The sequence below is a fragment of the Streptomyces roseus genome, assembly GCF_001044425.1.
Lineage (GTDB): Bacteria > Actinomycetota > Actinomycetes > Streptomycetales > Streptomycetaceae > Streptomyces > Streptomyces roseus.
This window is the reverse complement of the sequence record NZ_LFML01000051.1, coordinates 22,368-36,555: the sequence shown is the minus strand read 5'-3', so window position 1 is coordinate 36,555 and position 14,188 is coordinate 22,368. Positions and strand designations below refer to the sequence as shown.

Genomic DNA, 14,188 nt, shown 5'->3' with positions numbered 1-14,188 from the left:
GCGAACCTGGGAGGAATGGGACTCCGCTCAGCGGTACACGCCTTTCCGGTTATCGGGTTGGCAAAGAACATGACCGCGCTCTGTTGTCAGGTGTAGGTCAGGCGCAAGGATCCCCCTGTTCGACCCACCCACCCGACCGACCCGACCCGGCCTCTTCCGGCCGGGTCTGACGCAGGGGGAACAACCACGTGATACGCAATGCAGCGCTGGGGAGCGCTGCCACTCTGATCACCGGAGCACTGGCCGCGGGCCTGCTGCTGGCCACACCGGCAGCCGCCGCCCCGGCCGGCCAGGACAGCAGGTTGCCGGAGGCGCTGGGCGTCCAGCTCGCCGCGGCCCGCGCCGCGGCCACCGGTATCGAGTGGAAGGACTGCCCCGCCGACTGGGGCTTCGCGGCCCCGATCCAGTGCGGCTGGGTCAAGGTCCCGCTCGACTACTCCAAGCCGTTCGGCAAGACGATCGACCTTGCGGTCGACCGTGCCGTGAGCACCGGCACCAAGGAGGAGCGCCAGGGCGCGCTCGTCTACAACCCCGGCGGCCCCGGCGGCTCCGGCATGCGCTTCCCGCGCCGGATCACCACCAAGAGCCCGCTGTGGGTCAACACCGCCAAGGCGTACGACTTCGTGGGCTTCGACCCGCGCGGTGTCGGCCACTCCGCCCCGATCTCCTGCATCGACCCGCAGGAGTTCGTCAAGGCTCCCAAGGCCGACCCGGTCCCGTCGAGCGAGGCGGACAAGCGCGCCCAGCGCAAGCTGGCCGCCGAGTACGCGGACGGCTGCAAGGAGCGCAGCGGCGAGATGCTGCCGCACATGACCACGCCGAACACCGCGCGCGACCTGGACGTCATCCGGGCCGCTCTCGGCGAGAAGAAGCTGAACTACCTCGGCGTCTCCTACGGCACCTACCTCGGCGGCGTCTACGCGACGCTGTTCCCGACCCACGTGCGCCGCATGATCGTCGACAGCGTGGTCAACCCGGACACGGACAACATCTGGTACGAGGCCAACCTCGGCCAGGACGTGGCCTTCCAGATGCGCTGGAACGACTGGCAGGACTGGGTCGCCAAGAACGACGGCGTCTTCCACCTCGGCGACACCCGCGCCAAGGTCGAGGCCAAGTGGCAGGAGCTGCGCGCCAAGGCCAAGGCCAACCCGCTGGGCGGGGTCGTCGGCCCGAACGAGCTCATCGGCTTCTTCCAGGGCGCCCCGTACTACGACTCCTCGTGGGTCCCGGTCGCGCAGGCGTTCAGCGCCTGGGCCGCCGGTGACGAGAAGCCGCTGATCGAGGCGATCGCCCCGGACATGTCGGACACCAAGGGCAACGCCGCGTCCGAGAACAGCAACGCCGTCTACACCGCGGTCGAGTGCGCCGACGCCAAGTGGCCGACCAGCTGGGCCAAGTGGGATCGGGACAACACCAAGCTGAACGAGAAGTACCCGTTCCTGACCTGGTCCAACGCGTGGATGAACCTGCCCTGCGCGACCTGGAAGTCCAAGCAGAGCAACCCGATCGAGGTCGGCGCCAAGCGCGGCCTGCCGCCGGTCCTGATCGTCCAGTCCGAGCGTGACGCCGCCACGCCCTACGAGGGTGGCGTCGAGATGCACCGCCGGCTGGCCGGTTCGCGTCTGATCACCGAGCAGAACGCCGGCTCGCACGGTGTCACCAGCCTGGTGAACCCCTGCATCAACACCCGGGTGGACGACTACCTGCTGACCGGCAAGGTCGACGCCAAGGACGTGAAGTGCGGTCCGCACGCCACTCCGGTCGCCCCCGCTCCGGCCGCCGCCCGCTCCCTGGAGAAGGCCCCGGCCTCGGCGCTTCCGGCGCTGGAGGAGCTGCCCGCCGTCCGCTAGGACGGTGGGACGGCAGGCATCAGGCATCAGGCATCAGCACGGCACGGCCCGGGATCTGCCGGGACAGTGCGGGAGAAGGCTCAGCGCGTCCTGCGCCGGGCCTTCTTCCGCGCTTCCTCCTCCTCGGCCTTGACCTCGGCGGCGTACCGGTCGACGTACTCCTGCCCGGACAGGCCGAGGATCGCGTACATGATCTCGTCGGTCACGGCCCGCAGGACGGCCCGCTCGCCCTCCATCCCGTCGTACCGGGAGAATTCCAGCGGCTTGCCGAAGCGGATGGTCACGCGCCGGATGTTCGGGATCTTCTGCCCGGGTGGCTGGATCTCGAAGGTCCCGACCATCGCGCACGGTACGACGGGCACCCCGGCCCCGAGCGCCATCGCGGCCACGCCCACCTTGCCCTTGTAGAGCCGCCCGTCGTGGGAGCGGGTGCCCTCCGGGTAGATCCCGAGCAGCTCGCCCTTGGCCAGTACTCCGAGCCCCTCGCGCAGCGCCGCCTTTCCGGCGTCCTTGCCGGATCGGTCCACCGGGATCTGCCCGGCGCTGCGGAAGAAGAACGCGGTCAGCTTCCCCTTCACCCCGGGTCCGGTGAAGTACTCGGCCTTCGCGAGGAAGGTGATCCGGCGCTTGAGGATGGCGGGCATCAGGAAGTGGTCGGAGAACGACAGGTGGTTGCCCGCGATGATCGCGGCCCCCTCCTCGGGGATGTTCTCCAGTCCCTCGATGCGCGGCCGGAACAGCAGCCGGAGCAGCGGACCGAGCAGCACGTGCTTGAGCAAGTGGTAGAACACCGGGGCATTTTCCCTTCACCTGGGGGTCAGGTCAGTGTGCCGGACACGGTGCCGGATGGGCGTGGCGAACCAGAATCCGACCAGCCGGCACAGCATGGCCGCGGCGAGCGGCCCGGCCTGGGACGGACAAAGGGCCAGGCTGAGCACCAGCAGCACGGCCGCCGACATCGCGAGCATCAGCGCGGAACTTCCTTGCCTGACTTCCGTTGCCCGGTAGAACGGACGGCGACACCGGGGATTCATGTGGGGACCGGTCGGAACCGGCCGAAGGAGCCGGGCGTGGGAAGGGGCTCCTGCGGCGGGAGGGGTGGCGGGAAACGAACGGGGCGCGCGGGCGCCGTCTCAGGTTTTGCCGGACGCTGCCATGCCGGCGGTCAGCAGGCCGAGAACGACCCAGCCGAACCACAGCCAGCCGTTGCTGCCGAGGGCCACGGAGTACGTGGCGACGGCCACCAGAGCGGCGAAGGTCATGACGGCCATCGCCTTAACGGATCCGGTCATGCCCCATGGTCGCGCGCGAAGGTGCCGGCGCGCTACTGGCCACGCGCTTGGAGTGAGGCGAGATAGGAGTTGTACGCCTCCAGCTCCTGGTCGCCGTCGCGGTCCGCGGCCCGGTCCGCGCGGGTCGCCGCCCGCTGCTCGGAGTGGTACCACTGGTAGACCAGCGCGATCAGGACCAGGACGGACGGGATCTCGCTGAAGGCCCAGGCGATGCCGCCGCCCCACTGCTGGTCGAGCAGCGGGTCGATGCCGAGGGAGGCCGGCGGGTTCGCGTACGTCTTGATCATCGGCTCGCTCGCCATCATCAGCGCGATGCCGAAGAAGGCGTGGAAGGGCATGCCGGCGAAGAGCTCCAGCATCCGCATCACGTAGCCGGGGCGGTGCGGACCCGGGTCCACGCCCATGATCGGCCAGAAGAAGACCAGGCCGACGGCGAGGAAGTGAACCATCATGCCGATGTGCCCGGCCTTGCTCTCCATGAGGAAATCGAAGATCGGGGTGAAGTAGAGGGCGTAGAGGCTGGCGATGAACAGGGGGATCGTGAACACCGGGTGGGTGATCACCTTCATGTACCGGCTGTGCAGCAGCATCAGCAGCAGCTCACGCGGCCCTTTGTGGCCGCGGGCGGCGGGCGAAAGGGCGCGCAGCGCCAGCGTCACCGGTGCGCCCAGCAGGAGCAGGATCGGGGAGAGCATGCTGATGACCATGTGCTGGATCATGTGCACGCTGAACATGACCATGCCGTAGTCGTTCAGCTTGGTGCACATCACCAGGGCGACGCTCAGCACGCCGGCCGTGAAGGCGATCGTCCGGCCCAGCGGCCAGGCGTCCCCGCGCCGGCGCAGCCGCACCACGCCCCACAGGTACAGGCCGAGGCCCACCAGCGAGCCGATCAGGAAGAACGCGTCGAAGGAGAACTCCAGCCCGCGCCCGAGAGTGAACGGCGGCAGGTCCATGTTCATGTCCATGCCGTGCCCGCTGTGATCCATCTGTCCACTCCCTTGACCTGTGGTGCCCCACCACAGTAGTGCCGCCCCCGTGCGCGATCGCGTCCGGGGGCGGCAACTACGGGATATCGGACCAGAAGGGGGGAAATGTCACAGAACGTTCTGCGCCTCGGAGTACCGCTCCGCCGGGACCGTCTTCAGGGCCTGCACCGCGTCGGCGAGCGGGACCATCTCGATGTCCGTGCCGCGCAGCGCGGTCAGCATCCCGAACTCGCCGCGGTGCGCCGCCTCGACCGCGTGCCAGCCGAAGCGGGTGGCCAGGACCCTGTCGTACGCGGTCGGCGTGCCGCCGCGCTGGACGTGGCCCAGGATGACCGGACGGGCCTCCTTGCCCAGGCGCCGCTCCAGCTCGACCGCGAGCAGGTTGCCGATGCCGGCGAAGCGCTCGTGCCCGTACTGGTCGGTGCCGCCCTCCTGGAAGTCCATGGAGCCGGCGCGCGGCTTGGCGCCCTCGGCGACCACGACGATCGCGAACCGCTTGCCCGCGGAGAACCGCTCGCCGACGATCGCCGTCAGCTCGTCGATGTCGAAGGGACGCTCCGGGACGACGATGGCGTGCGCGCCGGCCGCCATGCCCGAGTGCAGGGCGATCCAGCCGGTGTGTCGGCCCATGACCTCCACCACCATCACGCGCTGGTGGGACTCGGCGGTGGTCTTCAGCCGGTCCAGCGCCTCGGTGGCGACCCCGACGGCGGTGTCGAAGCCGAACGTGACGTCCGTCGAGGCGATGTCGTTGTCGATGGTCTTCGGTACGCCCACGATCGGCAGACCGGCCTGCGCGAGCAGGTTCGCGGCCTTCAGGGTGCCCTCGCCGCCGATCGGGATGATGGCGTCCAGGCCGAGGTCGGCGACGTGCCCGCGGGCCCGCTCCACGCCGTCGCGCAGGTGCGCGGGCTGCACCCGGGAGGAGCCGAGGATGGTGCCGCCGCGGGCCAGGATGCCGGCCACGGCGTCGAGGTCCAGCTTGCGGTAGTCACACTCCAGCAGGCCGCGCCAGCCGTCGTGGAAGCCGATGACCTCGTCGCCGTGGTCGACGACGGCGCGGTGGACGACGGAGCGGATGACCGCATTGAGGCCGGGGCAGTCGCCGCCGGAGGTGAGCACACCAATGCGCATGGCAGGAAGACCTTTGCAACGTGGGCCGACGACCGGACCACGTCGTCCGGTTGGAACTACGGCCACCCTACAAGCGGTGGAGAGGTGGACTGAACCATCCTCCACATGCTGGTCACGGTCGTCGTACGAAACCACGTCGGCCCGGTTCCCCCTAGGGAAAACCGGGCCGAACACATGATGGCGGGGCCGCCCCGATGAGCGGTCCGCGCGGTGTTACGCGGGCTGCGTGGCCGCCGCGATGCGCTCCGCGCGCAGCGCCTCGTACCAGCGGTCGTCGATGGGCGGCAGCGCGTTCACGTCGAGGGCCAGCTTCAGCAGCAGGTCCGCGATCTGCGGGTTGCGGGCCATCACGGGACCGTGCATGTAGGTGCCGAAGACGGTGTCGTTGTAAGCGCCCTCCGTGCCGTCGCCCGTGCCGTTGCCGCGGCCCAGCCGGGTGCGGGCGAAGGGCCGCGCGGTCGGGCCGAGGTGGGTGACGCCCTGGTGGTTCTCGAAGCCCGTCAGCTGGGGCAGGTTCAGGCGCGGGTCGATGTCCGCGAGAACGTCGCCGACGCACCGCTCGCCCTCGCCGCGCACGGTGACCACGTCCAGCAGGCCGAGGCCCTCCTGGCGTTCGCCCATGTCGTTGACGAACTCGTTGCCGAGGATCTGGTAGCCGGCGCAGACGGAGAAGACGATCGCCCCGTTCGAGACGGCCCGCTCCAGACCGCCGTCGCGCAGCAGGCGCTCCGCGGCGAGCCGCTGCGGGCGGTCCTCACCGCCGCCGATCAGGTAGATGTCCCCCGAGGTGGGGATGGGCTGGTCGCTGCGCACGTCCACGCGCTGCACGTCCAGGCCGCGCTGGCGCGCGCGGCGCTCCACCACGAGGGCGTTGCCCTGGTCTCCGTACGTGCTCAGCAGGTCGGGGTAGACCCACACCAGACGCAGGCTGTTGTCGCTCATGCTCTTGTCCTCTATGGGTGACTAGTTGCCGACGCGGCGGCGCACGTCCTGGAAGGCGGTGTAGTTGGCGATCAGCTCGATCTGACCGGGCGGCGCCAGCTGCACGGCCTCGTCGAGGGTCTCGCACACGCGGAAGTCCAGGCCCGCGACTTCGAGCCGGACCGCCAGGTCCAGCTTGCGGTCGCCGATCACGAAGATCGGATGGCCGGCCAGGCGCGGGTAGTCCACGTCCCACAGCCAGGAGGTGTCCGTGCCGTCGGCGCCGCGTGCGTTCACCGAGAGGATCACGGGGGTCGGCGGCGGGTCGATCAGCGAAAACGTTTCGAGCCAGCCCGCCGGGTTCTTCGCGAGCAGCAGGCGCAGCTCACGGCCCTGGAAGGTGATGACGTCGTAGCGGCCGGCGACGGCCTGCACCTGGTACATCCGCTCCAGCGCGACCTGCGGCGGGACGCCGAAGACGGCGGCCACGGCGGCCGAGCTGGCGGCGTTCGCCTTGTTGGCGCGGCCGGGCAGCTGGAGGTGGATCGGCCAGGCCGAGCCGTGCGGGTCGAGGACGTGGTCCCCGGAGAGCACCCAGCTCGGGGTGGGGCGCCGGAAGCCGCACTCGCCGCAGAACCAGTCGTCGCCGGGGCGCTGCATGACACCGCCGCAGGAGGGGCACGACCAGGCGTCGTCCTTCCACTCCTGGCCCGCGGCGACCCACACCACGTTCTGCGAGGAGGAGGCCGACCACACGATGAGCGGGTCGTCGCAGTTGGCGACGATGACGGCCTTGGAGCCCTGGAGGCCCTCGCGCCACTTTTCCGCGAGCATGCGGGTCTCGGCGGCGCGGTCCAGCTGGTCGCGGGAGAGGTTCAGCAGGGCGATCACCTTGGGGGTGACGTCCCGGGCCACTCCCGCGAGGTACTTCTCGTCCACCTCGATGACGCCGTACTTGGCGTCCGAGCCGCCCGCGAGGGCGGAGGTGATGCCGGCCGGCATGTTCGCGCCGAGGGCGTTGGAGACGACGGGACCGCTGGCCCGCAGGGCCTCGGCGATCAGCCGGGTCGTCGTGGTCTTGCCGTTCGTCGCGGAGACGAGGACGACGTCGAGATGCTGCGCGAGCGCTCCGAGCAGATCGGGGTCGAGTCTGAGTGCGACCTTCCCGCCGATCACCGATCCGCTTCCGCGTCCCGCGGCCCGCGACACCGCCGCCGCGGCCTTGCCCGCCGTCACGGCCAGCTTGGCCCGCGGCGAAAGCGGCTCTGTGTTGCCTGCCATCGTCCCTTGTCCTCCTTGCGTCGGTCGGCCCCAGCCTATCCAGTACCGGCCACGGCCTTGACCGCGGCGCCCCAGGGCGCCGCAGATCTCCTCATATATTCGCCCGTCGTACCCTTACGGCCATGCGACAGCGCCCCATCCCCGGCACCACCGGCATCGTCCGCACCATGAGCCTCCTGGGCGATCCGGTGCTCCACTCGCCGTGCGAGGAGGTCACCGCGTTCGGTCCGGCCCTCGACCGGCTCGTCGAGGACATGTTCGCGACGATGTACGCCGCCGAGGGCGTCGGCCTCGCCGCGAACCAGATCGGCGTCGGACAGCGGGTGTTCGTGTACGACTGCCCCGACGACGAGGACGTGCGCCACGTCGGGCACATCGTCAACCCGCGCCTGGTGGCGGCCGACGGGGACGCGTTCCGCGGCCCCGAGGGCTGCTTGTCGCTGCCCGGCCTGGAGGCGGGCACGGTCCGCTTCGACCGCGCGGTCGTCGAGGGGGTCACCTCGGACGGCACGCCCGTACGGATCGAGGGCACCGGGTTCTTCGCGCGCTGTCTCCAGCACGAGTGCGACCACCTCGACGGCACGGTCTACGCGGACCGGGTCACGGGCCTGCGCGCCAGGCGGCTGCGGCGGGCGATCCGCAGGACGCCGTGGGGCGCACGGGCCGCGGCGCCCGCGCGGGACTGAGCGCGGCCCCTCGGGGACGGCGGGGCCTCAGAATCCCGGGCCGTCCGCGCGGTTGCCGGCCGTGGCCAGCCGGCCCCACAGGAGGTCGGTGAGTCCGCTGACCAACTCCGCGCGTTCACAGGGACGCTCGCCGAGCCACCAGTCGCCGGCGGCGTGCATCATGCCGACGATCCCGTGGCCCCAGACCCGGGCCAGGCGCTCGCCGCCGGGGCCGAGGTCCACGCGCTCGCCGATGACGTCGGCGAGCTCCTCGCCGAGGCGGCGCAGCAGCGGGGCCGAGTGCACGCCCACGTCGAAACCCTTCTCGGCGGCCTGCGAGTCCTCGGCGGGGTGCATGAGGAAGCGGTAGACCTGAGGGCGGGCCTCGATGGCCGCGAGGTAGGTGTCGAGGGTGGACTCCACGCGGCTGCGGCGTTCGGCAGGGGCGTCGAGCGCGGCCCGCAGCGAGTCGAGCAGGGCGTCGGTGTGCCGGACGGCCAGGGCCTGGTAGAGCCCGGCCTTGTCGCCGAAGTGCCGGTAGAGGATCGGCTTGGTGATGCCGGCCTCCGCCGCGATGGCGTTCATGGACGCCTTGGGCCCGTCCCGGAGGACGACCCGGTCGGCCGCTTCGAGCAGCTCCCGCCTGCGGCGCTCGGCCGTTCCCGGTTCGCCGGCCTGCTGAGTGGTCTCCATGACGTGTTTCTCTCCCCGCCCTTGCGATGGTGCGTGACGCCCACGCAACGTAACACCCCGCACACCCACGCGATCGATCGGCTGCACCGCGGGCGGCCCTGCTTGACAGTGGCTACTCGCCGGTAACAGACTGTGGCCACCGTATGGGTTACCGCTAGTAACACGCTGGTGGACGCACAGCTGGAGGGGAACATGGCGGAGTTCACCATGGAGCTCAATGACGACCAGAAGCAGGTACGCGACTGGATCCACGGCTTCGCGGCCGAGGTGATCCGCCCCGCGGCCGCGGAATGGGACGAGCGCGAAGAGACTCCGTGGCCCGTCATCCAGGAGGCCGCGAAGGTCGGCATCTACTCGCTCGACTTCTACGCCCAGCAGTTCTTCGACCCTACCGGTCTCGGCATCCCGGTGGCCATGGAAGAGCTGTTCTGGGGTGACGCGGGCATCGCCCTGTCGATCGTCGGCACCGGGCTCGCCGCCATCGGCGTCGTCGCCAACGGCACCGAGGAGCAGATCGGCACCTGGATCCCGCAGATGTACGGCACCCCCGACGACGTGAAGGTCGCCGCCTTCTGCTCCTCCGAGCCGGACGCCGGATCCGACGTCGGCTCGATGCGCACCCGCGCCGTCTACGACCAGGCCAAGGACGAGTGGGTGCTCAACGGCACCAAGACCTGGGCGACCAACGGCGGCATCGCCAACGTCCACATCGTCGTCGCGGTCGTCGACCCCGAGCTCGGCACCAAGGGCCACGCCTCCTTCATCGTGCCGCCCAACACCCCGGGCCTGTCCCAGGGCCAGAAGTTCAAGAAGCACGGCATCCGCGCCTCGCACACCGCCGAGGTGGTCCTGGAGGACGTCCGCGTGCCCGGCTCCTGCCTGCTCGGCGGCAAGGAGAAGCTGGACGAGCGGCTCGCGCGGGCCCACGAGCGGGCCAGGGCCGGCGGCGGTGGCGAGCGCGTGAAGAACGCGGCCATGGCCACCTTCGAGGCCTCCCGCCCGGCCGTCGGCGCCATGGCCGTCGGCACCGCGCGCGCCGCGTACGAGGTGGCCCTCGACTACGCCAAGACCCGTACGCAGTTCGGCCGTCCGATCATCGACAACCAGGGCGTGGCCTTCCAGCTCGCCGACATGCGGACCTCCATCGACGCGGCCCGGCTGCTGGTGTGGCGGGCCTCCTGGATGGCCGTGGCGGGCAAGCCCTTCACCTCCGCCGAGGGGTCCATGTCGAAGCTGTTCGCGAGCGAGGTCGCCAAGAAGGTCACCGCCCAGGCGGTCCAGATCCTCGGCGGCAACGGCTTCACCCGCGAGTACCCGGTGGAGCGCATGCACCGCGACAGCGCCATCTACACCATCTTCGAGGGCACGAGTGAGATCCAGCGGCTGGTGATCGCCCGCGCGATCTCGGACATGCCGATCCGCTAGATCCGCGCAGGGGCGCCGGCCGCCCTGTCCCGCGCGCGAGTGCGTCAGTGGGGCACGGGCGTGAGGCACAGGGAGTGCGCGCCCTCGGACCACTTCTCGGGGACGCTGATCAGGTCGCCGTCGGCGCAGTCCGCGCCGCCGGTGCCCCGCTCCTTGGTGACCAGGTACGCGGCGAGCGGGGAACCGCAGGGTTCCGGCACCAGCTTTTCGTTGCGCAGCCGGGCCGCGTCGCGCACGCAGGTCCCGATGGCCGGGCCGGCGGCCGACGACTCGTCGCCCCCGGCCGCCAGGCCCAACAGCACGAGGAGGGGCGGCGCGAGGGCGATCAGCACGATCGCCGCGAGGAAGACCAGCGCGGGCGGGCGGCGCCACAGCGGCCTGCCGGGGTCCAGCGAGGGCAGGATGCGCCCCGCCGGAGGAGCGAGCCGCAGGAAGCGGGAGCGCGCGCCGAGGTTCATGAGCACGGTCACCGGCGTGATGAACACGGACAGCGGCCCCCACCAGCCCTGCCACAGGGTGTCCGCGGACATCGTGCGGTAGGTGGCGAGCCCGCAGTCGCGGCAGAACGGCCCCTCCTGGCGCAGGAACCGCATCAGCACCAGCATGCCCTGGTGCCCGCGCACGGTGGCCCGCACCGCCGGCTGGGCCCCGCACACGCGACAGCCGTACGGCACCTGCGGCACCGGCTGGTGGCCGTGGCCGTGCCCGTACGGGGCGGCCTGCGGCGGGACCCCGTACGGCGAGTGGGGTCCGCCCTGCTGCGGGCCGTACGGGTGGTTGTACGGGCCGGCGCCGTGCTGCGGTGGCGGAGTGGCCACGGATCTCTCCTCGGGTCTCGCGGTGATCACCGGGCGGTCGGTGATCACCGGCACCCTAGCCCGCGCCGTCACCCCCGCAGCAGCCGGGCGAGGGCCCGCGAGAAGAGCACCCGGCCGGCCGCCGAGACCAACGGGTCGAAGCGGCGCCCCAGCCCGCGCACGCGCAGTTCCTCGCGCCACTCGACCAGCGATCCGCCGCCGGGACCGGGGCGGACCTCGATCTCCGCCCAGCCCGTGACCGCGCGACCGCGCTTCTCCAGCCGGACCAGTCCCGCCGAGTCCTCGGCGGGGGGCCGCCAGAGCACCACTTCCATGGGGTCGTCGAACGTCATCCTCCCCACGCCCGTACGCGCCGTGAACCGCGTGCCGGCGCCCGTGGGCGGCGCCGTCGCGATGATCGTCCGCGTGAGCGGGACCTGTGCGCCGTGGCGTTCCCAGTCCGTGACCCGCGACCAGGCCGCGGTGGGTGGGAGGGGGGTTCGGTGAACGATCCGGATACCGGGCATGAGCGCATGGTAAGCGGGCATACACACCCTGAACTGGACCCCGAATATGGGTTCCGTCCGGGGGCGGCGATCAGCAATACTCACCGCCACCGTGGATCGCGGATTCGACCGGGTGACCACCGGCCCTCCCGCCCCACACAGCGAGGAGGTGCGCCATGTGCTCCCACCAGCCCCCCTGCCCGTCCGCCGACAGCGCCGACCACGACGCCGCCCGCACCGTGGCCTTCCGCCCCGAACAGGGCTGGAGCCTGCTCTGCAACGGCCTGGTGGTCTTCGACGACACCGGTGAGCTGCTTCCCGACGGCCGCGCGGTGGAACCCCGCCGCCCGGCCCTCGTCTGAGCTAGGAGGCCGCATGCGCCAGCAGCTGATCCGCAAGCCCGTCCCCAAGCCCGCACCACGAGACCTGGACCTGCGCACCCCGTCGGGCAGACCCCTCCCGTACTGACGGGAGCCCGACGCCACGCGGCCCCACCGGCTGGAGTTCAGCCGGTGGACGCCGTGGTTCCGCCCAGGAACGCGGCCTCGAAGGCCTCGTCCCCGATCGCCGCGCGGGCCTGGCGTTCGCCCCGGTCCCGCAGGGCCGTCAGCGAGGGTGAGCCCATCTGCGGCCGCCCGACCGTGCGCCACCAGGCGTGCCCGGTGCCGAGCAGCCGTGCCGCGAGCTCCCCGTCGCCCAGGGCCGCCACCGCCGCAGCGAGCACGTCCAGGCCGAGCGCGATGCCGAAGCGGTCGCCGAGCAGCCGCTTCCCGGAGAGCATCGCCCGTACGTGGCGCGCCGCCTCGCCGTGGCGGCCGAGCCCGAGCGCGGCGACCGCCAGGATGTAGTCCGCGTACGCCCGCAGCCAGCGCTCGCCCAGCTCCGCGCAGGCCTCGCGCAGCCCTCTGGCCTCCTCGGCGGCCTCCTCGAAGCGCTCCAGGTCGCACAGGGCGTAGCCGGTCGCCAGCCGGCACAGCAGCCAGCCCGGGCCGCTGGGGCGCCCGCCGTGGCCCGCCCGCGCCCGCGGCCCCGCCAGCTCCAGCGCCCGTACGGGATCGCCGGGCATCAGCAGCGACACCCCGTGCAAGTAGGCGGCGCGCAGCTCCGGTTCGGGGTCCGCCAGCCGGCCCGCCGCGCGGGTGCACTCCCCTCCCAGCTCCCGGGCCGCTTCCATGTCCCCCTGGAGGAGGGCGGTCAGACCGAGGGCCCACAGGGCCTGGGTGTAGGCGGCGCCCGTACCCGGGGCCGTGCGCAGGGCCCGCTCCAGGAAGCCCCGGCCCTCGTGGGCGTGCCCGCAGGAGAACCAGAAGAACCACAGGGACCCGGCCATCTCCAGCGCGGCCGCGGGATCCGCGCCGAGGAGGTGCTCCAGCGCCGTGCGCAGCTGCGCGTGCTCGGCCGTCATCCTGCGGTACCAGTCCACCTGCTCCGGGCTCATCCAGCCGCGGTCGGCCGCCTGGCAGAGCGCCGCGTACCAGTGGGCGTGCCGGTCGGCGACGGTCTGCACCTCGCCGAGCTCGGTCAGCCAGTCGTGGCCGTACTCGCGGATGGTGTCCAGCATCCGGTAGCGGGTACCCGACCCCCGCTCCCTGGTGCGCCGTACGACGGACTTCGCGACCAGGCCGGCCAGTACGCGCTCCACCCCGGAGGCGGGCAGCGGTCCGCCCGAGCACACGGCCCGGGCGGCGGCGATGTCGAAGTCCCCGGTGAAGACGGACAGCCGGGCCCACAAGAGCCGTTCCACCGGCTCGCACAGCTCGTGGCTCCAGCCGATCGCGGTCCGCATCGTCCGGTGCCGGGGCTGGAGGGCGTTCCCGCTGTCGGAGAGAACGGCGAAGCGGGCACCGAGGCGCTGCGCCACCTGCTCCAGGGTCCACAGCCGCAGCCGGGCGCCCGCGAGTTCGAGGGCCAGCGGGATCCCGTCGAGGCGGCGGCACACCTCGGCGGCCAGTCGCACCCGTTCGGGGTCGTCGAAGGCCGCGGCGGCCTCCGGTGTCGCGGCCACGGCCCGGGCGCGGAACAGGGCGACGGCGTCGCTGTCGAGCCCCTCGCAGGGCAGCGGGCAGACTTCGAGGACCTGTTCGCAGCGGCTGTCGAGGGGTTCCCGGGAGGTCGCCAGGACCGTCAGTCCCGGTGCGGACTGCAGGAGTTCGCCCACGAGGTGGCGGCATTCGGCCACCATGTGCTCGCAGGTGTCGAGGACGAGGAGCAGTTCCTTGTCGGCCATCCACGCGCACAGCTCTTCGTCGAGGGGGCGGGCGGAGTGCTCGGCCAGGCCCACGGCGTGGGCGACGGTCATGGTGAGCAGGCCGGGGTCGCGCAGCGGTGAGAGCTCCACCCACCAGGTCCCGTCGGGCCGGGTCTGTGCGGGATGGGTGACGGCCCGCAGGGCGAGGCGGGACTTGCCCACGCCGCCGACGCCCGTGAGGGTGGTCAGTCGGCGGGAGCGCAACAGGCAGTGGAGTTCCGCGAGTTCGCTCTCCCGGCCGACGAAGCCCGTGGGATCGGGCGGCAGGTTTCCCGGCGGGGCGCAGGGAGGCGGATCGGAATCACCGTCGGCGTCCCCGGAATCCGGCCGTTTTTTGTTGAACGCGTACTCACCGAACACGGGTGTATTGTGCGCGATCTTATG

General features: G+C 71.6%; 15 protein-coding genes. 4 read left to right on the top strand and 11 right to left on the bottom strand.

The window, feature by feature from the left end; genetic code table 11:
- Window positions 1-188: 188 nt before the first annotated feature.
- Complete coding sequence (locus tag ACS04_RS13540; protein ID WP_078864739.1) at window positions 189-1,853, top strand: alpha/beta hydrolase; 1,665 nt, start codon at window positions 189-191, stop codon at window positions 1,851-1,853.
- A gap of 80 nt (window positions 1,854-1,933) precedes the next feature.
- On the opposite strand, the gene ACS04_RS13535 is transcribed toward ACS04_RS13540, so the two are convergent.
- From ACS04_RS13535 to ACS04_RS13510, 7 genes are all read right to left on the bottom strand, one after another.
- The gene (locus tag ACS04_RS13535) at window positions 1,934-2,644 is read right to left on the bottom strand and encodes a lysophospholipid acyltransferase family protein (RefSeq protein WP_048476827.1); all 711 of its coding nucleotides are present in this window, start codon (window positions 2,642-2,644) and stop codon (window positions 1,934-1,936) included.
- Between the two features lie 15 nt (window positions 2,645-2,659).
- The gene (locus ACS04_RS38150; protein WP_158977254.1) at window positions 2,660-2,821 is read right to left on the bottom strand and encodes a hypothetical protein; all 162 of its coding nucleotides are present in this window, start codon (window positions 2,819-2,821) and stop codon (window positions 2,660-2,662) included.
- Between the two features lie 165 nt (window positions 2,822-2,986).
- Window positions 2,987-3,145, bottom strand: a complete 159-nt coding sequence (locus ACS04_RS38635) for a hypothetical protein (protein ID WP_030158247.1) — start codon at window positions 3,143-3,145, stop codon at window positions 2,987-2,989.
- A 32-nt stretch (window positions 3,146-3,177) separates the two neighbouring features.
- Window positions 3,178-4,134: a cytochrome c oxidase assembly protein gene (locus ACS04_RS13525; protein WP_048476826.1), complete on the bottom strand. Its 957-nt coding sequence runs from the start codon at window positions 4,132-4,134 to the stop codon at window positions 3,178-3,180.
- A gap of 108 nt (window positions 4,135-4,242) precedes the next feature.
- On the bottom strand, window positions 4,243-5,268 hold the full coding sequence (locus ACS04_RS13520; protein ID WP_048476825.1) for a 6-phosphofructokinase: 1,026 nt from the start codon (window positions 5,266-5,268) through the stop codon (window positions 4,243-4,245).
- A gap of 213 nt (window positions 5,269-5,481) precedes the next feature.
- Entirely contained in the window at window positions 5,482-6,210 is a 729-nt protein-coding gene (locus ACS04_RS13515) for a type 1 glutamine amidotransferase (RefSeq protein WP_030158241.1), read from the bottom strand.
- A gap of 21 nt (window positions 6,211-6,231) precedes the next feature.
- A complete protein-coding gene (locus tag ACS04_RS13510; RefSeq protein WP_048476824.1) occupies window positions 6,232-7,470 on the bottom strand; it encodes a MurT ligase domain-containing protein in 1,239 nt (412 codons plus the stop codon).
- Window positions 7,471-7,592: 122 nt separating this feature from the next.
- Between ACS04_RS13510 and def the strand changes: the two genes are divergently transcribed.
- On the top strand, window positions 7,593-8,156 hold the full coding sequence (def, locus tag ACS04_RS13505; protein WP_048476823.1) for a peptide deformylase: 564 nt from the start codon (window positions 7,593-7,595) through the stop codon (window positions 8,154-8,156).
- 27 nt (window positions 8,157-8,183) lie between these two features.
- Here the strand turns inward: def and ACS04_RS13500 are convergent, their stop codons facing one another.
- On the bottom strand, window positions 8,184-8,828 hold the full coding sequence (locus tag ACS04_RS13500; RefSeq protein WP_048476822.1) for a TetR/AcrR family transcriptional regulator: 645 nt from the start codon (window positions 8,826-8,828) through the stop codon (window positions 8,184-8,186).
- Window positions 8,829-9,020: 192 nt separating this feature from the next.
- Here ACS04_RS13500 and ACS04_RS13495 point away from each other — a divergent pair, with 192 nt between their 5' ends.
- Window positions 9,021-10,253: an acyl-CoA dehydrogenase family protein gene (locus tag ACS04_RS13495; protein WP_048476821.1), complete on the top strand. Its 1,233-nt coding sequence runs from the start codon at window positions 9,021-9,023 to the stop codon at window positions 10,251-10,253.
- 44 nt (window positions 10,254-10,297) lie between these two features.
- On the opposite strand, the gene ACS04_RS13490 is transcribed toward ACS04_RS13495, so the two are convergent.
- Window positions 10,298-11,071, bottom strand: coding sequence for a hypothetical protein (locus tag ACS04_RS13490; RefSeq protein ID WP_048476869.1), 774 nt, complete (start codon window positions 11,069-11,071; stop codon window positions 10,298-10,300).
- A gap of 68 nt (window positions 11,072-11,139) precedes the next feature.
- Entirely contained in the window at window positions 11,140-11,577 is a 438-nt protein-coding gene (locus tag ACS04_RS13485) for an SRPBCC family protein (RefSeq protein ID WP_048476868.1), read from the bottom strand.
- Window positions 11,578-11,732: 155 nt separating this feature from the next.
- On the opposite strand from ACS04_RS13485, the gene ACS04_RS13480 reads away from it, so the two are divergent.
- Window positions 11,733-11,918 (top strand): DUF5999 family protein, encoded by a 186-nt coding sequence (locus ACS04_RS13480; protein WP_030158228.1) that lies wholly within the window; start codon window positions 11,733-11,735, stop codon window positions 11,916-11,918.
- A gap of 143 nt (window positions 11,919-12,061) precedes the next feature.
- On the opposite strand, the gene ACS04_RS40030 is transcribed toward ACS04_RS13480, so the two are convergent.
- The gene (locus tag ACS04_RS40030; RefSeq protein WP_078864737.1) at window positions 12,062-14,164 is read right to left on the bottom strand and encodes an ATP-binding protein; all 2,103 of its coding nucleotides are present in this window, start codon (window positions 14,162-14,164) and stop codon (window positions 12,062-12,064) included.
- Between the last annotated feature and the right edge of the window lie 24 nt (window positions 14,165-14,188).

Coding starts and splice junctions, on each gene's coding strand:
- ACS04_RS13500 (WP_048476822.1), bottom strand. CDS start 8,828: ATGGAGACCACTCAGCAGGCCGGCGAACCGGGAACGGCCGAGCGCCGC.
- ACS04_RS13495 (WP_048476821.1), top strand. CDS start 9,021: ATGGCGGAGTTCACCATGGAGCTCAATGACGACCAGAAGCAGGTACGC.
- ACS04_RS13515 (WP_030158241.1), bottom strand. CDS start 6,210: ATGAGCGACAACAGCCTGCGTCTGGTGTGGGTCTACCCCGACCTGCTG.
- def (WP_048476823.1), top strand. CDS start 7,593: ATGCGACAGCGCCCCATCCCCGGCACCACCGGCATCGTCCGCACCATG.
- ACS04_RS13525 (WP_048476826.1), bottom strand. CDS start 4,134: ATGGATCACAGCGGGCACGGCATGGACATGAACATGGACCTGCCGCCG.
- ACS04_RS38635 (WP_030158247.1), bottom strand. CDS start 3,145: ATGACCGGATCCGTTAAGGCGATGGCCGTCATGACCTTCGCCGCTCTG.
- ACS04_RS13485 (WP_048476868.1), bottom strand. CDS start 11,577: ATGCCCGGTATCCGGATCGTTCACCGAACCCCCCTCCCACCCACCGCG.
- ACS04_RS13480 (WP_030158228.1), top strand. CDS start 11,733: ATGTGCTCCCACCAGCCCCCCTGCCCGTCCGCCGACAGCGCCGACCAC.
- ACS04_RS13520 (WP_048476825.1), bottom strand. CDS start 5,268: ATGCGCATTGGTGTGCTCACCTCCGGCGGCGACTGCCCCGGCCTCAAT.
- ACS04_RS13510 (WP_048476824.1), bottom strand. CDS start 7,470: ATGGCAGGCAACACAGAGCCGCTTTCGCCGCGGGCCAAGCTGGCCGTG.
- ACS04_RS38150 (WP_158977254.1), bottom strand. CDS start 2,821: ATGCTCGCGATGTCGGCGGCCGTGCTGCTGGTGCTCAGCCTGGCCCTT.